This is a genomic window from Pseudomonas sp. YJ42 (assembly GCF_047225135.1).
Classification (GTDB): Bacteria; Pseudomonadota; Gammaproteobacteria; order Pseudomonadales; family Pseudomonadaceae; genus Stutzerimonas; species Stutzerimonas stutzeri_E.
Genome location: NZ_CP178378.1, coordinates 3,969,518 through 3,990,235, shown reverse-complemented (window position 1 = coordinate 3,990,235; position 20,718 = coordinate 3,969,518). Strand labels below are relative to the sequence as shown.

The following is a 20,718-nucleotide window of genomic DNA, read 5'->3' as shown; positions in this document are numbered from 1 at the left end:
GGTCAGCCTCCGGTCACAGTGGGGAAAAATGCGACTTCATCGCCGTCTGCCAGCGGCTCGTCCAGGTCGCATAGCTCCTGATTGCGAGCGCACATCAGGTTTTGCTCGCCTAGCACCGCCCATTCGTTGCCCCGCGCCAATAGCAGCAAGCGTAGGTCGTCTACGTGTTGCAAAGAGGCATCCCACTCCAATTGCTCCACATCGAGCCCAAGCGCCTCACGATAGCGGGCGAAATACTGCACCTGAATCATGCCGGCACCTGCCAATGGCCGCTCTTTCCACCGAGTTTTTCCAACAGCCGAATGCCCTCGACGATCATGCCTTTGTCGACAGCCTTGCACATGTCATAGATCGTCAGCGCAGCGATGCTTGCGGCGGTCAACGCCTCCATTTCCACGCCGGTCTGGCCAGCCAGTTTGCAGCGAGCCTCGATCCGTACGCAGTCGTCGCCCAGCGGTTGCAGCTCGACCTTGATGCTGGTGAGCAGCAACGGATGACACAGAGGAATCAGTTCATGGGTTTTCTTCGCGGCCTGGATGCCGGCGATACGGGCGACCGCAAAAACGTCGCCCTTGGGATGTCCACCCTGTTGGATCATCTGCAAGGTTTCGGGGCGCATACGGACCTTCGCCTCCGCCACCGCTTCACGTGCCGTAACGGCTTTGGCGGTGACGTCGACCATGTTGGCCCTGCCCTGGGAATCGAGGTGGGTGAGCATTTGCAATCCTGCTGAAACTGTCGGGTCCCCGAGTTTAGCTCAGCTGGAAGCTGGAAGCTGGAAGCTGGAAGCCAGTGTGCTCGATACCGCCTTAGCACGCGGTTGGCTTCCAACTTCCAGAAGCCGCTACATATGAGCCTCGGCGTATTCCGCCAATATCGAGCGGGGGACACCCTGCAGGGTAATGTGCATGCCGTGCGGAAAGTCCTTGAAGCGCTCCGTGAGATAGGTCAGCCCGGAACTTGTGGCCGATAGATAGGGCGTATCGATCTGCGCCAGATTCCCCAGACAGACGACTTTAGACCCACTGCCAGCCCGCGTGATGATGGTTTTCATCTGGTGCGGCGTGAGGTTCTGGCATTCGTCGATCAGTATCAAACTCTGCTGGAAGCTGCGGCCACGGATGTAATTCAGCGATTTGAACTGCAAGGGCACCTTCTGCAGGATGTAGTCCACGCTGCCGTGGGTGCTTTCGTCGTCTATGTGCAGCGCTTCGAGGTTATCGGTGATTGCGCCGAGCCAGGGTTCCATTTTTTCCGCTTCGGTGCCCGGCAGGAAGCCGATGTCCTCGTCCAGCCCCTGCACGCTACGCGTTGCGATGATTCGACGGTAACGCTTGCTCACCACGGTCTGCTCGATAGCCGCAGCCAGTGCCAGGATGGTCTTGCCGGACCCTGCCGCACCTGACAGGTTGACCAGGTGAATGTCCGGATCGAGCAAGGCGAACAGCGCCAGGGCCTGATGGATATCACGCGGCCGCAGGCCCCAGGCTTCTTGGTGCAGCAGCGGTTCCTGGTGCATGTCGAGCAGCAGCAGCTCGTCAGCCTTGATGCCCTTGATCCAGCCGACGAAGCCCTGCTCATCGAGGATGAACTCGTTGACATGCACCGCTGGCAGGTTGTCGATCAACTGCACACGATGCCAGGTCCGCCCGTGCCCCTGATGCGTATCGACCTTGCTGACGCGATCCCAGAACGACCCGCTCAGGCTGTGATAGCCACGTGACAGCTGCCCTACATCATCTACCAGCTTATCGGTGTGGTAATCCTCCGAAGCAACACCACAAGCACGCGCCTTCAGTCGCATGTTGATGTCATTGGTCACCAGCACCACCGGAACGCCAGCCCTACGCCGCTGCAGGTCCACAACCTGGTTGATGATCTTGTTGTCGTTGAGATCCTCAGGAAGCGCACTGGAGTCAGCGCCCTTGCTCATGAGGATGGAAAGGCTGCCGCACGGCCCACTTTTCTCGCGCTGAATCGGCACGCCGAGCTCGACCTCTTCGGGGGTGGCGTCGCCTAGCACCTTGTCGATCAGACGGATCGCCTGCCGGCACTCGGCAGCCACAGAGTGCTTGCCAGTCTTGAGCTGGTCCAGCTCTTCCAGCACGGTCATTGGAATCGCGACCTGGTGTTCCTGGAAATTCAATAACGCGTTGGGATCGTGAATCAGAACGTTGGTATCAAGAACGTAGAGCGTGGGCTGCGTTGCGCGGGGTCTGCCGTAATCATCCATACGCGATCACCTTTTCGGAGCCGGGACGACGGAGGGCCAAAAGCTCTCCGCCGAAGAGAAAACCACCGTGCGCAAGGTGAGCGGACTTGGGAGGCAGGGGCTTGGGGCCACCCAGAGGCCGCCACCTGTGAGTGCAGGTTTCGGCGGTCTTGATGAGGTAATACCGCAAAACAGATGACAGTAAAAAGTCTTTTTCTACCCAGTGAGGTTTTTTTATCTAAATGACGAATTGCCCTTGGCGCAGCTCTAATGGATCGCTAGGCTGAGTAATCAACCTGTGCGTTTTTGCCACACCGATTCACTTCCGCGGTCACGTGAACCAACTCTGAGAAGCCTGCCAGTTCGGCCTTGTAGCGATCCGCTGAGTACTCTTGGTGAGTAACGATGGTGACAATGCAGCTGTATTGCGCTCGCCCTACTCGCCACAGATGCAGGTCGGTCACTTCGGTATCGGGCACCGCCTCCAGTTGCCTCTGCACACGCCGCACCAGCGGATCGTCCATTTCCCGATCCAGCAACGCCTTTCCGGTGTCGCGCAACAGGCCCTTGGCCCAAACCAGAATGACGATCGCCCCGATGATACCCATCAGCGGGTCCAGCCAGTTCCAGCCCAGATACTTGCCTCCCAGCAAGGCGACAATTGCGGCTACCGAGGTCATCGCGTCAGTCAGCACGTGAATGAATGCAGCATGGCGATTAAGGTCACGTCCTGGCGCCTCCGAGTGATCGTGATCGTGATCGTGATCGTGATGAGCATGGTGGTCGTGATGAGCATGGTGGTCGTGCTGATCTCGCAACAACCAGGCCGACAGCAGATTGACCAGTAGCCCGATCACGGCCACCCATAACGCTTCATCGAAGCCGATCAGCGCTGGCGACCAGAAGCGCGACAGCGACTCGATGATCATCATCAGCGCCACCACCACCAGCAGCACCGCACTGGAGAAGCCCGCCAGGACCTCGATCTTCCAGGTCCCGAAGGTGAAGCGCCGATCATGAGCATAGCGACGGGCCAAGAGATAGGCGATCGCTGCCATGCCGATAGCCACCATGTGCGAAGCCATATGCCATCCATCGGCAAGCAACGCCATGGAGTTGAACAAGTAGCCGGCGAAAATCTCGGCCGCCATGGTCAACCCCGTCAGTCCCACTACGGCCCAGGTCTGCCGCTCGGCGCCTTGCTCGAGGGGGCGGTAGTCATGGCATTGCTCCCAATGAGAATGATTGCAGTCGGTCATAATTGCTCCTTTTCCACCAGCAAGTTTGGCCCCCTGCGCCTCGGCAAGGTCAACCTTTCTTCTCAATCGAATCCATAGGTAGAGCCCGGCCAGGCTTAACGCCTAAAATCAGCGCACATTAAAGGAGACCGATGCATGCTGATGGTGATTTCGCCGGCCAAGACTCTGGATTACGACACCCCACCGACGACCAAACGCTTCACCCAACCCGAACATCTCGACCACGCTCAGCAATTGATCGATCAACTGCGCGACCTGTCACCGCAGCAGATCAGCGAACTCATGCACCTTTCGGACAAGCTCGCCGCACTCAACGTCGCCCGCTACGGAAGCTGGACGGCCGAATTCACCCCGACCAACGCTAAGCAGGCGCTCCTTGCCTTCAAGGGCGACGTCTATACCGGATTGAATGCCATTGATTTTTCCGAGCAGGATTTCGATTTCGCCCAGAAGCATCTGCGAATGCTGTCAGGGCTCTACGGCGTTCTGCGTCCGCTCGACCTGATGCAGCCCTATCGGCTGGAAATGGGAACCAAGCTGCCCAACGCTCGTGGCAAGGATCTGTATGCCTTCTGGGGCGAGCGTATCAGCGGCTGGCTAAACGAGGCGTTGGCGATACAGGGCGATGACGTACTGCTCAACCTGGCTTCGAATGAATATTTCGGGGCCGTAAAACGTAACGCCTTGAACGCGCGGATAATCGACGTTGATTTCAAGGACATGAAGAACGGCCAGTACAAAATCATCAGCTTCTATGCCAAGAAAGCGCGAGGTTTGATGAGCCGGTACGTGATCAAGGAGCGCATCCACCAGCCCGAGCAGCTAAAGCATTTCAACTACGATGGCTATCGCTACAGCCCTGATGATTCCTCGGCTGATCATCTGGTATTTCTGCGCGACCCGCATGCCTGAAACCACGTCGACTGGATCACTTTCGCCCCCTCGTTAAAAAAAGCCGAGGGGGCTCTCCTGCTCTTCCCCGTTCCAGCTTTTCTGATCCTGATTCATTTCACAGCACCATTCATCGCTGACTGGCCACACGCCTGAAATTTCCCGTGTCGTCTGCAATGCGGGCTAGCGTGTGCGCTGACCCTACCCGCAAAAACTCTCCGATCAGCGGCAATTGCCCAGGGAACTATCCGAAGGCGTCAGCAATCATAAGCGCGTACCGGCATTTCCAGGCGGAAAGGGACGTCGCACATGAACGTGCAGTGGAATTCACAACAGAGTTTTCAATGTGTCAGCCAAGACAATCCTCGGAGATCGTCGGGTGTGACCAGTCGAGGCCAGACAGGCCGAATCAAAGCAGGGTCGACGCTCATCGCACTTTGCCAACCGCACCAACCCAGTCAGACGGAACGCCATCGAAGTCAGCGCGCATCCACCTGCGCCAGATCGATAGGGGGCCTGCAGCCATTCCATTTCAAAGCGGCAATCAGTGCCGCAGCTTCACCTTCGGCGGTTATCGGCCAGTCGACAGAATTTCCCCGTTCAGGCTCGGAGCAAGCAGTTCGCCCCGAAAGCAGTTTCCCTGCTGGAGAACGGAGCTTGACGGCGCACGCCGCCTGAAGGCTCGACTCAGAAGCGTACGGCGAGCACCAGACCTCTGGCCGCCCAAATGGACAAGAAGAAATCCCCTTCTCAACGATTCAGGAGAAACAATATGATTCCGGTCATCCTCTCAGGCGGCAGCGGTTCCCGACTCTGGCCTCTTTCTCGCAAAGCATTCCCCAAACAATTCCTCGCGTTGACGGCTGAACAGACGCTGTTCCAGCAAACCATTGAACGACTCGCTTTTGAAGGTATGCAGCCGCCTCTGCTGGTTTGCAACCAGGAGCATCGCTTCATCGTCAAGGAGCAACTGGCGGCACGCAAGCTGGGTATTCAGGGCCTGATGCTCGAGCCCTTCGGCCGCAACACTGCCCCAGCCATCGCGATTGCCGCGATGAAATTGATCGAGGATGGCCGTGACGAACTGCTGCTGGTACTGCCCGCGGATCATGTAATCGAAGATCATAAGGCGTTCCAGCGTTCCCTAGCTCTTGCCACCAACGCCGCGGAAAACGGTGAGATGGTGCTGTTCGGCATTCCTGCCACCAGTCCTGAGACCGGTTACGGCTATATCAAGTGCGACCATACCGAGCGTAACGGCCTGCCCGAAGGCGTCAACCGTGTCACCAACTTCGTCGAGAAGCCAGACGAAGCGCGTGCCCAGCAATACGTCGAGTCAGGCGACTATTACTGGAACAGTGGCATGTTCCTGTTCCGCGCCAGCGTATTCCTGGAAGAATTGAAGAAGCACGACCCGGATATTTACGACACTTGCTGGGTTGCGTTGGAGCGCAGCGCCAAGAACGGTGACGAAGTACTGATCGACCCGGCGACCTTCGCCTGCTGCCCCGACAATTCAATCGACTACGCGGTCATGGAAAAGACCGAACTGGCCTGCGTGGTGCCGATGTCCGCCGGCTGGAGCGACGTGGGCTCCTGGTCCTCGCTATGGGATGTACTTGAAAAGGACGAAAACGGCAACGTGACCAGAGGCGACGTGATCGTCGAAGACAGCCGCAACTGCCTGGTCCACGGCAACGGCAAGCTGGTCACCGTCGTGGGGCTGGATAACATCGTTGTGGTCGAAACCAAAGACGCGACCATGATCGCGCACAAGGACAAGGTTCAGGACGTCAAGAAGCTCGTGAACAAGCTCGACGCCATGAAGCGCTCCGAAACGCAGAACCACTGCGCGGTTTATCGCCCCTGGGGCTGGTACGACTCGGTCGACATGGGCGGCCGCTTCCAGGTCAAGCGAATCTGCGTCAACCCAGGCGCACAGCTGTCACTGCAGATGCACCACCATCGTGCCGAGCATTGGATTGTCGTCTCTGGCACCGCCCAGGTCACCTGCAATGACAAGACCTTCCTGCTGACCGAAAATCAATCGACCTATATCCCGGTGACCTCTATTCACCGGCTCGCCAACCCGGGCAAGATTCCGTTGGAGATTATCGAGGTCCAGTCGGGTAGCTATCTCGGTGAAGACGACATCGAACGGCTGGACGACGTTTATGGTCGCGCCCATGACACAGTCGCGAGCCAATCGGCGCGCTGAATCGACCGTGCAATGACAAAAACCGCGCCCTCCGGCGCGGTTTTTTTTGAGAACAGGTCAGAACGCAATAGCGTTGAACTGGAAAGCTTCAAGCAAGAATAGTTGTGACAGCGAAAACTGACGTGACAGGTGCGATTCCAATTTCAGTGTCTTTCGACGAGCGCAAGCTGCACCGTGCCTCTTATTTGCTTCAGGTTGCCAACAGGCGCACCAGCCTGCCATTCGCCGATTTAACTTATGCACACACTTGTTTTCACGACCTGCTTGCAATGGCATGAGCCAAACCATTAAATAAGCAACCGCCAGACATTCTCTAACTGCGCTGCAATCGGCATTCCGTTTGCCAGCCGCTGGCGTCAATTTTTCAAGAAAAGGAAAAGCTCAAGAGTGACGAAAGAAGAACTACGTGCCGAACTGGAAAGACAGGCCAACAGGTTCAAGACCGTATACGGGGGCGAAATAACCACTTACGCCGCACAACCCGATCCTGAACGAAAGCCTTGGCGCAAGAAGCAGACCGTCCACGATCAGGTTTTCAAGAAAGAATTGGAAAAGATCGAGAAAGAGATGGCGAAACAGTCTTCCGACAGCCAATAAATCGGGAGCGAAGACTTTCTTGGGCGAACGCTCAATACAACGAGCGATCGAATGGCCAGCTACTCGATTTCAGGTCAACGTTTCCCGCCTAATAGGGAGCCCATCAGGCCCCTTACCAGTTGCCGCCCCAGCTGAGAGGCCGCCTGGCGCACAGCGCTCTTGAACACTCGTTCGGCGAGATCGCCGAAGGCGCCCCCTACGTCATTCTTGGCCGTTGCAGCTTTCCCCTGCGGCTCGACCTCTATTGCTCGATGCGCTCGATCGAGCAGAATCTCATACGCGGACTCACGATCCACGGCCTTATCGTAGCGCGCCCGCAATGGTGAGTTCGCGATCAGGGCGCGCCTTTCATCCTGGTCCAGCGGCCCTATGCGTGATCGGGGCGGAGCAATGGACACACGCTGCACCATGGCTGGCGTTCCCTTGTCTTCCAACCCTCCGACCAGCGCTTCTCCGATACCCAAGTCAACCAGCGAGTCCAGCGCAGAAAACGCAGGATTGGCTCGAAAGCCTTCCGCCACCGCACGCAGCGACTTCTGCTCCTTGATCGTATACGCCCGCAATCCGTGCTGAATGCGCAGGCCCAGCTGAGCTAAAACCTCATTGGGCAGATCGGACGGCGACTGGGTGACGAAATAGACACCTACCCCTTTCGAACGAATCAGCCGAACGACCTGCACCAGCCGATCCTGCAGTGCCTTCGGGGTGTCGTTGAACAGCAGATGCGCCTCGTCGAAGAACAACGCCAGCAGCGGACGATCCGCATCGCCTCGTTCGGGCAACTGCTCGAACAGCTCGGCCAACAACCACAGCAGGAATGTCGCGTAGACTTTAGGGGCCTGGTGTACGAGCTGGCTGGCGTCGAGCAGATGGATCCTGCCTCGCCCATCGCGCCCGGGCTCCAGGATGTCTTCAAGCGCCAGCGCCGGTTCGCCGAACAGCGCATCGGCACCCTGCTGCTCGAGGGTGGCCAGCCGTCGCAACAGTGCCTGGGAAGACGCACTGGTCAACAGCGCAGCGTCATCGCCGAGCACCTCGGGACTCTTTTTGAGGTAGCCGAGCAGTGACTTCAGATCCTTCAGATCCAGCAGCAGCAAACCTTCGCGATCGGCCACCTTGAACGCCGCGTAGAGCGCAGCCCGCTGGCTATCGGTCAGTTCGAGCAGGCTACTCAAAAGGAGTGGCCCCATTTCGGTGAGGGTGGTCCGCAATGGATGACCGCTAACACCGAATACGTCCCATAGGGTGACGGGATATGCCTGCGGTTGATGCTCGAGCCAAGGCATGCTGGCGATGCGCTCGGCGATTTTCCCATGAGGCGCCCCCACGGCCCCCAGCCCACACAGGTCGCCCTTGATGTCGGCGGCAAAGACAGCGATACCAGCTTCGCTGAACTGTTCTGCGAGTCGCTGCAGAGTAACCGTCTTGCCAGTCCCGGTCGCGCCAGCAACCAAACCGTGACGATTGATCAGCCGAAGCGGGTGAGTATTGGGTTCACCGGTAGCATCGGCGCCAAGCACGAAGCGATCATTATCTGTCATCTGGCGATCTCCAGAGCGGGAAGCAGAGGGCGAACGAGCAGCACCCGGTGCCCCGTTCATGTTTGTTCAATCGCCATCCGGAACCGTCGAAACAGTGCATTCGACCGTCAACTCGGCAGCGGATTGGTGATGCTTCCACAGCGCTTCGGCATCTGGGAAATCGGTGCCGAGCTCCGGCCCGAGGTGCTCCGGATCGTAACGCTGCGTACAACCATTCCCAATAATTGGCGGCGCGTTCGCGACAGCCTTCTCCAACGGATCGACCATGCATTCCTCCCGCGCCACCGGCGACGATTAATTGAATACCAGCGTCTTGTTGCTATGGACCAGCACACGCTCTTGCAAGTGATAGCGCAGACCGCGCGATAGCACCATCTTTTCCACGTCCTTGCCCAGCCGAACCATGTCTTCGATGCTATCGCGATGGCTGACGCGCACGACGTCCTGCTCGATGATCGGGCCGGCGTCCAGCTCCTCGGTCACGTAATGGCAGGTCGCGCCGATCAGCTTGACCCCGCGTAGCGAAGCCTGATGGTAGGGCTTGGCGCCTGCAAACGAAGGTAGAAAGCTGTGATGAATGTTAATCACCCGCTGCGCATATTCTTCACACAGTTCGGGTGGAAGAATCTGCATATAACGGGCAAGCACAATCACATCGGCCTGCTGCTCACGCACCAGACGCGATACCTCGGCAAACGCCTCTTCCTTGCGCCCCGGCTCGACCGGAACGTGGAAATAAGGAATGCCGTGCCACTCGACCATACTGCGCAAGTCGTTGTGGTTGGAAATGACGCAGGGAATATCGCAATCCAGTTCGCCGCTGTGCCACCTGTGCAGCAGGTCCGCCAGGCAGTGCGATTCCCGACTGGCCATCAGCACGACGCGCTTGCGCTGTTCCGAATCGGTAATCCGCCACTCCATCGAAAACTCACGCGCTATAGGCGCAAACGCCTGCCGGAAGCCAGCGAGATCAAACGGCAGCGAGTCGGCACGAATTTCATGGCGCATGAAAAACCAGCCGCTCTGGTGATCCGAGTGATGATTCGCTTCGGTGATCCAGCCGTTGTACGTGGCCAGGAAATTGCTGACCTTGGCGACAATGCCAACGCCATCGGGGCAGGCAATAACCAGCCTGAACGTGCGCATTAAAATAACTCCAGCTTAAAAAGGTGCCGCATTCTAGCGCAGCGAATAATTCTGCAGCCAGAGTATTGGGTCGGGCCAAGCCTTAGCCCGCTGCTACAGGCTGGCTCAAGCAACCGATAACGCCGTCATCGCGCAGTAACAATAAGGTTATCGACTCGAGGCAACCGTACACATGCCAATTAGACCGCCCCGCAACCAAGGCGGATGATTAACACCGCGGGGTTTCGTACCGATATATCAGCCAAGCATTCGTTCCAGACGCTATTTTCCAAGAGAGTCTCGATTTTCCTTCATGAAACTAACTGAGCGACATTAGCCATCAACGCAAAAGCGGAAGAAAACCGTAGCTAATCTTTATCAAAGCCATATTTACTTGTGCATGGTGGCTGTCTATGATTGCTAACACTTGCGTTCAACCTATACCAAGGAAGTGACATGTCGCTAATCAATGAATACCGCGCCACAGAAGAAGCTATCAAGGAGCTCCAGGAACGCCTGAAGTCTCTTTCTGCAGATGACAAGCTAAAAAAAGAGCTTGAGTTCGAAGGCAAACTGCGCGAACTGATGGGTGAATATCAAAAATCGCTTCGCGATATCATCGCCCTGCTCGATCCGGACGCTAGAAATAGCAAAACACAACGCACCGCAAAGACGCCGGCAGCTACCAAGCGCGCGCGCCGCGTAAAGCAGTACAAGAACCCACATAACGGCGAAGTGATTGAAACCAAAGGTGGCAATCACAAGACTCTGAAAGAATGGAAAGCCCAGTGGGGTTCCGACGAAGTTGAAAGCTGGGCCACCTTGCTCGGTTAAAGTTCGGCGCGGGACCTAAAGCCATCCGACGCTGCATGCCGAGCATGTCGCGTCAGATGGCTTTTTTGCGGGCGTTTGATGGGAAGCTCAGCGAATGTAGCGCTCACGCAGACCACGGGCATGCACGGCCCATTGCTGCAGTAGCTGCATCTGGTTCGAACTGGCTGAAGCCAGTAATGCCTGCAGCGAACTCTCGAACTGATCCAAGGTGTTTGGCGCGCCAAACTCGGGCGCGGTTAAACGCTGCCGACAAAACTCCTGCCACTGCAGTTGTTCCGCAGCCGAAAGGCATTCGGGAAAATTCCGAGCACGGTAACGAAAATGCAGTTCCGGTAGACGGGCATCATCAAACGACGGCACTCCACTCGAACCAGATGAGGGTACAAAGCTTCTGACTTGCTCGCATAACCGGCGATCTCGCTCACCCAGAAAGCCTTCATAGAGTTGCTGTTCCGGATCCGACAAGCCGGTGAACGCCTGCTCCTGATAGACGTCAGCAAGTTTCGCGCTCCATTCTGCTTGTCGACCGCGTAGATCGCTTGCCCTGGACTCGCAACATTGCAAATCCAGATTCAATCGCTCGATATCCGACTTGCGTAAGACATTCATCGGTACAAGTACCGGGCAGCGATTGACGTGCACCAGTTTCAACGGAGTCGGCAGCTTCTCACCGAGATCCTCACGGCGGGTATACAGCCGCTCGCGGAGATCTTCGGCCGTGTCCTCCCATAGCGGCGAGCATTCGGCATTGAGGTCGCAGACGATCAGTGCGTTGCGATTGCGCGGATGCCAGGCCAGTGGCAGCACCACGGACAAATAGTGCCGCGCAGCGGAGAAGCGCCCGGAGACATGCACCATTGGTTTCAAAATCTCGACCTGTTCGACTACCGCGTTCTTACGCCGCAGTTTGTACAGGTAGTCATACAGCCTCGGCTGGCGTTCCCGTATCAATCGAGCCAGCGCAATGGTCGCCCGCACGTCCGACAGGGCGTCGTGCGCCTGCAAATGCTCGAGCCCGTTGGCGACACTGAGACGCTCCAGCTTGAGCGTCACGCGGCCGTCTTCCTCAGGCCAAACCAGCCCCTCGGGACGCAACGCATAAGCGGTGCGGACCAGATCGATGAGATCCCAGCGACTATTGCCACCCTGCCACTCGCGCGCATAGGGATCGAAGAAATTGCGGTACAGGCTGTAGCGCAGCACCTCATCATCGAAACGCAAGGTGTTATAGCCAGCGCTACAGGTGCCCGGTTGTGACAGTTCCTGATGCAGCCGAGCGATGAACTCCGCTTCGCATAACCCCTTTTCAGTCAGGGTGGCCGGAGTAATGCCAGTCACCAGGCAAGCGGCCGGGTGCGGCAGGATGTCGTCGCTGAGCCGGCAGTAAATATTCAGCGGCTCGCCAATTTCCTCCAACGCCTCGTTGGTGCGGATCCCGGCGACCTGCAGCGGTCGGTCGCAACGCGGCGAGATGCCAGTGGTTTCAAAGTCGTACCAGAAGATGCTGGATGTCACGGGAGCCTCCCTCTCGGCCTTTGCACACCAGTCTAACGCGCTTGAACGACCGCCGGCCGCATCGCCCGACTCCTTGTGCGACAGGTCCGCGCAACGGGGCGATCACAGCGTATGAATGATGGCATTTCGATTGAAAATGCCGAGCAGGTTCTGGCCGAAAACCACGTTCGATGATTACATAGCCGCGATATCGCCTGGCCAACGCGCCCGATCGGTTGATCGGCCATGAGCAGCAGCCTCGCACCAGCCCACCAGATCGATCGTCGAGCACAACCATTGCCTTCCGCTCTAACAGCACCGCTGGACAATACGCACAGGGTCGAAACGCCGGAGGGTATTGATCTCGTGCTTCGTCCGGCCGGCCTCGTGCCTCGCGCTCTGGCGTTCGCCCTGGACCTGCTGATTCGGGTCGCGCTATTTCTGACCCTGGCGCTGGGTCTCGGCTCGTTAGGCACGTTTGGCATAGGCGCTGGCGCCCTGCTGCTGTTCGTCGTGCAATGGTGGTACATGGTGTTGTTCGAGGTGCTCAATGAAGGCAGCACGCCTGGCAAGCGCTGGCTGGGCCTGAAGGTAATCCATGATGACGGTACGCCGATCGGCTGGGCGTCGTCTCTGACACGCAACCTGCTGCGTTTCGTCGACATGCTGCCATTCGGCTACTTTGTGGGGGCGATCAGTTGCCTCTGGCACCCCTCCTTCAAACGCCTTGGCGATCTGGCCGCCGGAACGCTGGTGGTGTACCACGAGCACGGCGCAGCCGCAGCGACGCTTCCGATCGTCAACGCCATTGCACCACCCTTCCCGCTGGAACTGGCCGAACAGCGCGCGCTGATCGGCTTCGCCGAGCGACAGTCGAATCTGTCGCCGGAACGCCGGCAGGAACTGGCTGCAATTCTGGCGACGCCCCTGCAGGTAGCCCCCGAGCAGGCCGAGGCGCGCCTAAACGGCATCGCTCGCGGTCTGGTGGGGCCAGCATGAAACAGAGCCAGTTCGAGCGCCTTCACCGAGCCGAATGGCAAGGGTTCAGCGAAACACTCGATGCCCTCGAGCGCCGCAAGAAGCCTTCATCCGTTTCGATCGTGGCATTTCCAGCCGCCTATCGACGCATCTGCCAACAGCTGGCGCTGGCTCAAGCACGCGGCTACAGCACCCATGCGATCGATAATCTGCAGGTGCTGGTGCAGCGCGGACATCAGCAGCTCTACCGTCACCGAAGTCCCCTGGCAGGTCGTCTGCTCGGTTTCATCCTTGGCGGGTTCGGCCGGCTGGTTCGCGAGCAATGGCGCTACGTGGCAGCCGCCAGCCTGTTGTTCTATATCAGCCTGCTAGGCATGGCGGCACTGGTCCTGGCGTTTCCGGAAATGGTTTACAGCCTGATCAGTCCTGAGCAGATCGCACAGATGGAGGCGATGTACGATCCCGATGCCAGCCGCCTCGGTCGCTTTGGCGAGCGTGGATCCAGCGAAGACTGGGTGATGTTCGGCTACTACGTCATGCACAATATCGGCATCGCCTTCCAGACGTTTGCCGGAGGGCTTCTGTTCGGGTTGGGAAGCTTGTTCTACCTGTTGTTCAACGGGCTGACCATCGGCGCGATCGCGGGCCACCTGACCGGAGTTGGTTATCACCAGCCGTTCTGGTCATTCGTCATCGGTCACGGTGCCTTCGAGCTGACAGCCATCACCCTGGCCGGAGGCGCCGGGCTGAAACTCGGCGGCGCGCTCATCGCCCCCGGCAACCTTACCCGCGGGGAAGCCTTGCGGCTGGCCGCCAGCAAGGCGGTACGGCTGGTCGCCGGCGCCACCTTGCTGTTGCTGATCGCCGCATTCGTCGAAGCCTATTGGTCATCGATGACCTATCCTTCCGCGTCGGTCAAATATGCCGTGGGCGCGCTGCTGTGGCTGTTGGTCGGCCTGTATCTCTTGCTGAGCGGCAGGAACAGTCATGCGCCTGAGTGACGCGACCATGGAGATCCGCCCGCGCAGTGCCTGGGAATCGCTGGATCTCGGCATCCTGCTGGCACGCCGGCAAGCGCGCCTACTGATGACCAGCTGGGCGCTGCTGACCCTGCCGGTGTTCGCCCTGCTCAGCCTGATGCTCTGGCAACATCCAACGCTGTCACTGTTGCTGCTCTGGTGGTTTAAACCGCTCTATGAACGCCTGCCGCTGTTCATTCTTTCTCGGTCACTATTTGGCGATACCCCGACCCTGCGCCGCAGCTTCAGAGCCTTGCCTGGCCTGCTACGCTCGCAATGGTTTTCCAGCCTGACCTGGCGCCGATTCAGCCTGACCCGCAGTTTCGATCTGCCAGTGCTGCAGCTCGAAGGGTTATCAGGCTCGACCAGACGGAATCGCCTGGCCGTCTTGAAGCGACGCGACACCGGCGCGGCACGCTGGTTGACCATTGTCGGCATCCACCTGGAAAGCGGCTTGTGGATGGGCGCGCTGGCCTTACTCTACATGTTGATCCCGCCGCAGTTACTCGCTGACTGGACCTGGCAGGACCTGCTGAAGGTGGAAGGCGACTGGCTCTGGCTTGAGCATCTGTCCAACCTGCTATACGTGCTGATCCTGATCATCTGGGAACCGATTTACGTTGCCAGTGGCTTCAGCCTCTACCTCAACCGACGCACCATGCTCGAGGCCTGGGATATCGAGCTGAGCTTTCGCCGATTGCAGGAGCGTCTGCAGCCCTTATTGCCGGCCCTGCTGCTGAGCATCGGCCTGTCGCTGGGTTTGCCCCTAGAGGACGCTCGGGCCGATACCCCGGCGCCCCCGCAGCGTGAACAAACGACACCGACCGAGCCGAGCCCCGATCACGAACGCTTGCTCAACCAGCCACTGACCAGTCAGGCCGCCAACGAGCGGATCAGCGAGCTGCTGAACCAGCCGCCGTTCAAAAACCGCGAGACCGTGACTCGCTGGCGCTTTGGCGAGCCCCAGACGCTTGCAGAACCGGGCTGGTTGGAACGCCTACTCAACAAACTACTGCGCGGCGGCAGCCTGCAGCGCAGCCTGGAACACATCGCCACGGGTGTCGAAATCCTGCTCTGGGCGGCACTGTTCGGTTTGATCGCGCTTTGCCTCTGGCGCTATCGCGAGTGGCTGAGAGTCCATGTCGGGCGACTTCGCCCTCCCGCTGCAAGGCAGCGTCAGGATACGCCGGCCGTGCTGTTCGGTTTCGATGTCCAGCCCGAGAACATTCCTGCAGATGTCGCCGGTGAAGTCAGCCGACTCTGGGACCAGCAGCCGCGCGAAGCGCTCGGGTTGCTCTACCGGGCGTTTCTCAGCCGACTGCTGCATGAACGCAAGCTGCCATTGAAGTCCGCTCATACGGAGGGCGAAATCCTCGATCTGCTGCGCCAGGACGGTCGACCGGAACTGGTCCGCTATGCCGAGACCTTGACCCGCCACTGGCAGAATCTCGCCTATGGTCACCAGGCCCCGCCAGGCGCCGCCAGAAACGAGCTCTGCGATCGCTGGCGCGAATTGTTCGACACAAGGATGTCCACATGAGCCGCGCTCGCACAATTGGCCTGACCGTCGCGGGCGTACTGCTAGTCACCCTGCTGCTATTCGTCGCGAGCAAGGCGACACGCTACCAGGAGGTCATTGAGCGAGGTCCTGCGCCGCAGGTGCGCGCCAATCCCTACCTGGCAGCTGAACGTTTTCTCATCGACCAAGGCAGAGCGGTCACCCACACCGAAGGCCTTGGCGGGCTGCTCGAGCTGCAACCGGACAACCGGATCCTGCTACTGCTGGGCGACCGTGCAGATATGAAACCGAGTCAGTCCGCACGCTTGCTTGAGTGGGTCTCTGACGGCGGCCACCTGGTGTTCGTGGCCGAACGCCTGTGGGACGAGCACACCGGTAAAAGTGGTGATCTGCTTCTCGATACGCTGGGCTTGCAACAGTACGAAACCACAGATGACGAGACCAACGAAGCCACCAAACAGATCGCCAGCACGGAGAAGCGCTCCACGCTGACCCGACTGTATCTGGAGAACGAAGGCGCACCGGCCTATTTCGCCTTCGACACCGACTATCACCTCTACGATGCCGACAAGAGGGCTCATGCCTGGGCCAACAGCGACGGTGCCACGCACATGCTGCAGCTGCAGCACGGTAACGGTCTGATCACCGCGCTCACCGACAGCTGGATCTGGCAGAACGATCGCATCGGGCAGTATGACCATGCTTGGCTGCTCTGGTATCTCACCCAGGATCGTGACGTGGCCCTCGCCTATCGCACCGAGCACGTCGGCTTGTTGCGACAGCTGCTGCGCTATTTCCCCGAAGCGCTGACCGCCCTGCTGCTGATACTGATCTTCGCCGCCTGGCATCTGGGCCAACGACAGGGTCCCATCATCGAGACGGCCGACCGTAGCCGCCGGCAACTGCATGAACATCTGCGCGCCAGTGCCGACTTCCTCTACCGCCATGCCGGCCAGCGCCATCTGCTGATCGGCTTGCAGCGCGACATACAACGGCAGGCGCGCCGACGCCATCCGGGATTCGAAGCGCTGCCCTATACCGAGCAGTGTCTGGTGCTGGCGAAACTCAGCCAGCTGCCCCCCGACTCCATCGATCAGGCCTTGCGCCTGCCAGCGGAAAAGCCTGTCAGCGCCGCCGAATTCACCAGCCAGGTCGCCCGCCTGCAAAGCCTCAGGAATGCCCTATGAGCGAAATCCCAAGCGAACAGAACAATGCCCCCGCTGCTGGCGCAAGCAGCCAGCGTCAGCGCGCCAGCCAACTGGCACAGGCGCTGCGTCAGGAATTGCACAAGGCCGTAATCGGTCAGCAGGATATCGTCGATGGCGTTCTCACCGCCTTGATAGCCGGCGGCCACGTGCTGGTCGAGGGAGTGCCGGGGCTCGGTAAAACCTTGCTGGTCCGCGCGCTGGCTCGTTGCTTCGGTGGCGAGTTTTCGCGTATCCAATTCACGCCCGACCTGATGCCAAGCGATATCACCGGCCACGCCGTCTATGACTTGGCCAGCGAACAGTTCAAGCTACGCAAAGGGCCGGTCTTCACCAACCTGCTGCTCGCCGATGAAATCAACCGCGCCCCGGCAAAAACCCAGGCGGCGCTGCTGGAGGTCATGCAAGAACGCCAGGTCACGCTCGAAGGTCGCGCGCTGGCGGCGCCGCAACCCTTCCTGGTGATGGCCACGCAGAACCCCATCGAGCAGGAAGGCACCTACCCACTGCCTGAAGCCGAGCTGGACCGCTTCATGCTGATGCTGCGCATGGACTATCCGATGGCCGACGAGGAGCTGGAACTGGTCCGTCAAGTCACCCGCTCGGCGCGTACCGATATCCTCGACGTCAGCGGCTTGCGCGTGCTATTGCAGGCAAAGGATGTCCAGGCCTTGCAGAAGATCGCCAGCGAAGTGCCACTCGACGAGCAAGTACTCGACTACGCGGTGCGCCTGGCCCGCGCCACGCGCAACTGGCCCGGTCTGGCGCTGGGCGCGGGACCACGCGCCTCGATCGCACTGGTTCGCTGCGCGCGAGCACGCGCGCTGTTACGCGGCGGGGAGTTCGTCACCCCGGACGACATCAAGGGCTGCGCACTCGCGGTGCTGCGGCATCGTGTCAGACTCTCGCCCGAACTGGATATCGAGGGGACTTCGGTGGATCAGTTGCTGCTGCAATTGCTCGACCAGGTCACGGCGCCGCGCCTGTGATCCAGCCCAGCTCGCGGATGTTGCGATGAGCCCATCACGGCGACAAACCTTTCTGCTGGTGTTGCTGCTTGTCCTTGCCCTGCCGCTGGGCGTGCTGGCTGCGCTAGGCCATCCCCTGCCCGCCGCGGTGAATACGGCCTGGTGGGGACTGCTGCTGTGCCTGGGCCTGCTTTCGGCCCTAGACGCGGTTTCCTTGCACCGGCTGCCTTCGCCCACGTTGCAACGCACCCTACCCGGCCACCTGGCGCTGGGTCGTTGGCATGATGTGCAGCTACAGCTTCACGCCTCGCTGACTCGTCCCTTGCGCCTGGATATCTTCGACCATCCGCCAGCCGGGATGGCGTTTCAGCACCTGCCACAACATCTAACCCTCGTACCGGGGCAACATTGCGAGGTCGCGTACCGAATCTGCCCGGAACGCCGTGGCCCCGTACACTTCGATCAGTGTGAGATCCGCCTGCACGGTCCACTGGGATTATGGCGCGAACGCCGGCTGCTGAAGCTGGAGTCACAGTCGCGCGTCTACCCCGACTTCACTCGACTGCACGGCGCACCGCTGATGGCCGTAGACAGCTGGTTGAGTCGCCTGGGTGTGCGGCAGCAGCCGCGCCGCGGGCTGGGTATGGATTTCCATCAGCTCCGCGAATTCCGCGAAGGCGATACTCTGCGGCAGATCGACTGGAAGGCCACCGCACGCAAGCGCACGCCGATCGCCCGGGAATATCAGGACGACCGCGACCAGCAGATCCTGTTGATGCTCGATTGCGGCCGGCGGATGCGCAGCCAGGATGATGCACTCTCGCATTTCGACCACGCGCTCAATGCAAGCCTGCTGTTGGCTTATGTCGCCTTGCGCCAAGGCGACGCGCTGGGACTCTACAGCTTCGCCACCGAGCAACGCCGCTTCCTCGCGCCGGCCAAGGGCCAGTTGCAGCTGAACGCCTTGCTGAACGGCGTCTACGATTTGACCAACACGAGACAGCCAGCCGATTTCATGCGAGCCGCCGGGGAGGTTCTGACGCGACAGAAACGACGGGCGCTGGTGGTGATCCTGAGCAATCTGCGCGACGAAGATGATGAGGATTTGCTCGGCGCGGTCCGCCGGCTCTCGCGCCGGCACCGGGTTCTGGTGGTGAGCTTGCGCGAGCCGGTGCTCGACGGACTACGTCATCAACCAGTGAGCAGCGCCCAGGATGCGCTGGGCTACTGCGGCACGCTGAACTACCTGAACGCCCGAGATCAGTTGCATGAACGGCTGCTGGCGCACGGCGTCCCGGTGCTCGATGCGCGTCCGCACGAGCTGGGGCCGGCGTTGATCAGCCGCTACCTGGCGTGGAAAAAAGGCGGCGTTCTGTAGAACATCATTCGACTTCGCAGGGGAAACGTGAACATCACCCAACCAAGCCGAATCACTCAGATCCCGTGACAGTGATCCTGGTCGATGGCCCGGCTGGGTGGGACATCGCTGAGCGGCAGACGAGCTGGCGGAATGCTCAGCATCGGCCGGAAACTGAAATAGTGATGTAGCGCGTCGATCATGTGGCGAATTTCGCTGGGCGGCGTAATCAGTACGAAACCCGAATCGAAGCTGCCGGGAGTGACATCCTCGCGGGACCAGCGGCAGATCGCGCTGAAATCGATGTAACGCAGCTGGCCGTGCTGGCCGGGGATCTTCAGGCGCATCTCGAAGCACGCATCGGTCATCATCGGATATGGACTGATGAGCATCAGTCCAGTCTCCGACAGGTTGCCGATGAAGCCCAATGGCTTATCGGTAAAGCGGTTGAAAACGTTGAGATAGTACGGCAACTGGTGCCGCTGGATGCTGCGCTGATTAAGCATGTTCATCGGTTCCGGCCCTGCCGCCAACTTGATCGCAGCGGCCGTTCGGGCCGCTCAGCTGCAATTTCGACTGATACGACTGGCCAACTGCCGCCGCGCCGTCTCTATTTCCTCATCACTGTAGTAGACCCGCCCCTCCTTTGCATCGGCACGAAAGTAGCGTCCGCCATGGGACAGACGCGACAGCTGCTGACGCAGCTGACGGCATTCCTGCTCGCGCCGGGCATGCTGTTCACTGGCCGCCTGATCAGCAGCCTGCTGCTCTTGCCGACGAGCCTCGAAGAAGCGCTCGGTACGCGCTTCGCGCTCGCGAGTCGCCTCGTCGCGCTCGATGACCTGCGGTCTGACCTCGACTGGTTCGGCACCGGGACGCGGTCGTGCATCGAAATGCACATTTCCCTGCGAATCGACCCAGCGGTAGATCTCGGCAGCCGCCAACGGCGATGACAACAGCGCTATAAGCAGTATCGGTGCGATGTGCATGGGTTCCTTCCCAGCCGGTCTCGACTAACCGGCTTCGCTCAGGGTTTGGCGGCGTGAGTTACCACCCGCTCCTCCGGCTGATAGTGCCCCAACTGACGCAACGTCTCCAGTCTGGCGCGACCACGGAAGGCATATTCGCTGGCCGGATAGCGGGTCTGAATGAAGCGATAGGTTTGCGCCGCATCGACGAACAACCCCTGGCGCTCCAGGCACTGCCCGCGTAGCAGCGATATTTCCGGCTGAACGTTGTCGCGTGGCCGACTGCTGCGCTCGGCCTGCGATAGGGCGAGCATTACCTGCTCGCAATCGCCTGATTGATAGTGCTGGTAAGCACTGTCCAGATGGCGATCGAGTGCACTTCGGCTGCTGCAGCCTACGCTGAGAGTGATCAGAGACAGTATGACAAGGGTGCGCATGGATGAATCCTCCGTTGCCGACTTATCGACCGCGGCGAGAAAAACTACAGCCCCGCTCGGCGCACCAGAACACGTCGCGGCAGCTCGCATGCAGCC

21 protein-coding genes are annotated in these 20,718 nt (G+C 59.6%); 10 read left to right on the top strand and 11 right to left on the bottom strand.

The window, feature by feature from the left end:
• Window positions 1–2: 2 nt before the first annotated feature.
• The 4 genes from ACL0K2_RS18365 to dmeF form a co-directional block, all read right to left on the bottom strand.
• The gene (locus ACL0K2_RS18365) at window positions 3–251 is read right to left on the bottom strand and encodes a MoaD/ThiS family protein (protein WP_045161104.1); all 249 of its coding nucleotides are present in this window, start codon (window positions 249–251) and stop codon (window positions 3–5) included.
• The gene (moaC, locus tag ACL0K2_RS18360) at window positions 248–718 is read right to left on the bottom strand and encodes a cyclic pyranopterin monophosphate synthase MoaC (protein ID WP_045160948.1); all 471 of its coding nucleotides are present in this window, start codon (window positions 716–718) and stop codon (window positions 248–250) included. Before moaC ends, ACL0K2_RS18365 begins: the two co-directional genes overlap by 4 nt.
• 126 nt (window positions 719–844) lie before the next feature.
• On the bottom strand, window positions 845–2,233 hold the full coding sequence (locus ACL0K2_RS18355) for a PhoH family protein (RefSeq protein ID WP_045160947.1): 1,389 nt from the start codon (window positions 2,231–2,233) through the stop codon (window positions 845–847).
• Between the two features lie 257 nt (window positions 2,234–2,490).
• Window positions 2,491–3,471, bottom strand: a complete 981-nt coding sequence (gene dmeF, locus ACL0K2_RS18350; protein ID WP_413043185.1) for a CDF family Co(II)/Ni(II) efflux transporter DmeF — start codon at window positions 3,469–3,471, stop codon at window positions 2,491–2,493.
• A gap of 135 nt (window positions 3,472–3,606) precedes the next feature.
• Between dmeF and yaaA the strand changes: the two genes are divergently transcribed.
• From yaaA to ACL0K2_RS18335, 3 genes are all read left to right on the top strand, one after another.
• Window positions 3,607–4,383, top strand: coding sequence for a peroxide stress protein YaaA (gene yaaA, locus ACL0K2_RS18345; protein ID WP_045160945.1), 777 nt, complete (start codon window positions 3,607–3,609; stop codon window positions 4,381–4,383).
• A 751-nt stretch (window positions 4,384–5,134) separates the two neighbouring features.
• On the top strand, window positions 5,135–6,580 hold the full coding sequence (locus ACL0K2_RS18340) for a mannose-1-phosphate guanylyltransferase/mannose-6-phosphate isomerase (RefSeq protein ID WP_045160944.1): 1,446 nt from the start codon (window positions 5,135–5,137) through the stop codon (window positions 6,578–6,580).
• A gap of 387 nt (window positions 6,581–6,967) precedes the next feature.
• On the top strand, window positions 6,968–7,177 hold the full coding sequence (locus ACL0K2_RS18335; protein ID WP_045160943.1) for a hypothetical protein: 210 nt from the start codon (window positions 6,968–6,970) through the stop codon (window positions 7,175–7,177).
• Window positions 7,178–7,251: 74 nt separating this feature from the next.
• Here the strand turns inward: ACL0K2_RS18335 and ACL0K2_RS18330 are convergent, their stop codons facing one another.
• The 3 genes from ACL0K2_RS18330 to purU all read right to left on the bottom strand — a co-directional run bounded on the left by ACL0K2_RS18330 (window position 7,252) and on the right by purU (window position 9,864).
• The gene (locus ACL0K2_RS18330) at window positions 7,252–8,718 is read right to left on the bottom strand and encodes a helicase HerA-like domain-containing protein (protein WP_413043184.1); all 1,467 of its coding nucleotides are present in this window, start codon (window positions 8,716–8,718) and stop codon (window positions 7,252–7,254) included.
• Between the two features lie 66 nt (window positions 8,719–8,784).
• On the bottom strand, window positions 8,785–8,985 hold the full coding sequence (locus ACL0K2_RS18325) for a hypothetical protein (RefSeq protein WP_413043183.1): 201 nt from the start codon (window positions 8,983–8,985) through the stop codon (window positions 8,785–8,787).
• A 27-nt stretch (window positions 8,986–9,012) separates the two neighbouring features.
• Window positions 9,013–9,864, bottom strand: coding sequence for a formyltetrahydrofolate deformylase (gene purU, locus ACL0K2_RS18320; protein WP_045160940.1), 852 nt, complete (start codon window positions 9,862–9,864; stop codon window positions 9,013–9,015).
• Window positions 9,865–10,299: 435 nt separating this feature from the next.
• On the opposite strand from purU, the gene mvaT reads away from it, so the two are divergent.
• Window positions 10,300–10,677: a histone-like nucleoid-structuring protein MvaT gene (gene mvaT / locus ACL0K2_RS18315; protein ID WP_045160939.1), complete on the top strand. Its 378-nt coding sequence runs from the start codon at window positions 10,300–10,302 to the stop codon at window positions 10,675–10,677.
• An 87-nt stretch (window positions 10,678–10,764) separates the two neighbouring features.
• Here the strand turns inward: mvaT and sbcB are convergent, their stop codons facing one another.
• Window positions 10,765–12,192, bottom strand: coding sequence for an exodeoxyribonuclease I (gene sbcB / locus ACL0K2_RS18310; RefSeq protein ID WP_045160938.1), 1,428 nt, complete (start codon window positions 12,190–12,192; stop codon window positions 10,765–10,767).
• Between the two features lie 225 nt (window positions 12,193–12,417).
• Here sbcB and ACL0K2_RS18305 point away from each other — a divergent pair, with 225 nt between their 5' ends.
• Genes ACL0K2_RS18305 through ACL0K2_RS18280 form a run of 6 tightly spaced genes read left to right on the top strand, consistent with a single transcriptional unit; the run spans window position 12,418 to window position 19,238 of the window.
• Window positions 12,418–13,170, top strand: a complete 753-nt coding sequence (locus ACL0K2_RS18305; RefSeq protein WP_413043182.1) for an RDD family protein — start codon at window positions 12,418–12,420, stop codon at window positions 13,168–13,170.
• On the top strand, window positions 13,167–14,150 hold the full coding sequence (locus ACL0K2_RS18300; RefSeq protein ID WP_045160937.1) for a stage II sporulation protein M: 984 nt from the start codon (window positions 13,167–13,169) through the stop codon (window positions 14,148–14,150). Before ACL0K2_RS18305 ends, ACL0K2_RS18300 begins: the two co-directional genes overlap by 4 nt.
• Window positions 14,137–15,708: a DUF4129 domain-containing protein gene (locus ACL0K2_RS18295; protein ID WP_413043181.1), complete on the top strand. Its 1,572-nt coding sequence runs from the start codon at window positions 14,137–14,139 to the stop codon at window positions 15,706–15,708. The genes ACL0K2_RS18300 and ACL0K2_RS18295 overlap by 14 nt, the downstream gene beginning before the upstream one ends.
• Window positions 15,705–16,874 (top strand): DUF4350 domain-containing protein, encoded by a 1,170-nt coding sequence (locus tag ACL0K2_RS18290; protein WP_413043180.1) that lies wholly within the window; start codon window positions 15,705–15,707, stop codon window positions 16,872–16,874. The genes ACL0K2_RS18295 and ACL0K2_RS18290 overlap by 4 nt, the downstream gene beginning before the upstream one ends.
• Window positions 16,871–17,881, top strand: a complete 1,011-nt coding sequence (locus ACL0K2_RS18285; RefSeq protein ID WP_045160934.1) for an AAA family ATPase — start codon at window positions 16,871–16,873, stop codon at window positions 17,879–17,881. The genes ACL0K2_RS18290 and ACL0K2_RS18285 overlap by 4 nt, the downstream gene beginning before the upstream one ends.
• 25 nt (window positions 17,882–17,906) lie before the next feature.
• Window positions 17,907–19,238 (top strand): DUF58 domain-containing protein, encoded by a 1,332-nt coding sequence (locus ACL0K2_RS18280; RefSeq protein ID WP_413043179.1) that lies wholly within the window; start codon window positions 17,907–17,909, stop codon window positions 19,236–19,238.
• 56 nt (window positions 19,239–19,294) lie between these two features.
• Here ACL0K2_RS18280 and ACL0K2_RS18275 read toward each other — a convergent pair whose 3' ends face one another.
• Genes ACL0K2_RS18275 through ACL0K2_RS18265 form a run of 3 tightly spaced genes read right to left on the bottom strand, consistent with a single transcriptional unit; the run spans window position 19,295 to window position 20,622 of the window.
• Entirely contained in the window at window positions 19,295–19,729 is a 435-nt protein-coding gene (locus ACL0K2_RS18275; protein ID WP_239610843.1) for a PilZ domain-containing protein, read from the bottom strand.
• A gap of 48 nt (window positions 19,730–19,777) precedes the next feature.
• Window positions 19,778–20,206, bottom strand: a complete 429-nt coding sequence (locus ACL0K2_RS18270; protein ID WP_045160931.1) for a DUF4124 domain-containing protein — start codon at window positions 20,204–20,206, stop codon at window positions 19,778–19,780.
• A gap of 38 nt (window positions 20,207–20,244) precedes the next feature.
• Window positions 20,245–20,622: a tetratricopeptide repeat protein gene (locus ACL0K2_RS18265; RefSeq protein ID WP_045160930.1), complete on the bottom strand. Its 378-nt coding sequence runs from the start codon at window positions 20,620–20,622 to the stop codon at window positions 20,245–20,247.
• Window positions 20,623–20,718 lie beyond the last annotated feature (96 nt).

Coding starts and splice junctions, on each gene's coding strand:
- moaC (WP_045160948.1), bottom strand. CDS start 718: ATGCTCACCCACCTCGATTCCCAGGGCAGGGCCAACATGGTCGACGTC.
- ACL0K2_RS18275 (WP_239610843.1), bottom strand. CDS start 19,729: ATGAACATGCTTAATCAGCGCAGCATCCAGCGGCACCAGTTGCCGTAC.
- ACL0K2_RS18270 (WP_045160931.1), bottom strand. CDS start 20,206: ATGCACATCGCACCGATACTGCTTATAGCGCTGTTGTCATCGCCGTTG.
- ACL0K2_RS18300 (WP_045160937.1), top strand. CDS start 13,167: ATGAAACAGAGCCAGTTCGAGCGCCTTCACCGAGCCGAATGGCAAGGG.
- ACL0K2_RS18290 (WP_413043180.1), top strand. CDS start 15,705: ATGAGCCGCGCTCGCACAATTGGCCTGACCGTCGCGGGCGTACTGCTA.
- ACL0K2_RS18365 (WP_045161104.1), bottom strand. CDS start 251: ATGATTCAGGTGCAGTATTTCGCCCGCTATCGTGAGGCGCTTGGGCTC.
- yaaA (WP_045160945.1), top strand. CDS start 3,607: ATGCTGATGGTGATTTCGCCGGCCAAGACTCTGGATTACGACACCCCA.
- ACL0K2_RS18265 (WP_045160930.1), bottom strand. CDS start 20,622: ATGCGCACCCTTGTCATACTGTCTCTGATCACTCTCAGCGTAGGCTGC.
- mvaT (WP_045160939.1), top strand. CDS start 10,300: ATGTCGCTAATCAATGAATACCGCGCCACAGAAGAAGCTATCAAGGAG.
- ACL0K2_RS18285 (WP_045160934.1), top strand. CDS start 16,871: ATGAGCGAAATCCCAAGCGAACAGAACAATGCCCCCGCTGCTGGCGCA.
- ACL0K2_RS18330 (WP_413043184.1), bottom strand. CDS start 8,718: ATGACAGATAATGATCGCTTCGTGCTTGGCGCCGATGCTACCGGTGAA.
- dmeF (WP_413043185.1), bottom strand. CDS start 3,471: ATGACCGACTGCAATCATTCTCATTGGGAGCAATGCCATGACTACCGC.
- ACL0K2_RS18325 (WP_413043183.1), bottom strand. CDS start 8,985: ATGGTCGATCCGTTGGAGAAGGCTGTCGCGAACGCGCCGCCAATTATT.
- ACL0K2_RS18355 (WP_045160947.1), bottom strand. CDS start 2,233: ATGGATGATTACGGCAGACCCCGCGCAACGCAGCCCACGCTCTACGTT.
- ACL0K2_RS18340 (WP_045160944.1), top strand. CDS start 5,135: ATGATTCCGGTCATCCTCTCAGGCGGCAGCGGTTCCCGACTCTGGCCT.
- ACL0K2_RS18295 (WP_413043181.1), top strand. CDS start 14,137: ATGCGCCTGAGTGACGCGACCATGGAGATCCGCCCGCGCAGTGCCTGG.
- ACL0K2_RS18280 (WP_413043179.1), top strand. CDS start 17,907: ATGAGCCCATCACGGCGACAAACCTTTCTGCTGGTGTTGCTGCTTGTC.
- purU (WP_045160940.1), bottom strand. CDS start 9,864: ATGCGCACGTTCAGGCTGGTTATTGCCTGCCCCGATGGCGTTGGCATT.
- ACL0K2_RS18305 (WP_413043182.1), top strand. CDS start 12,418: ATGAGCAGCAGCCTCGCACCAGCCCACCAGATCGATCGTCGAGCACAA.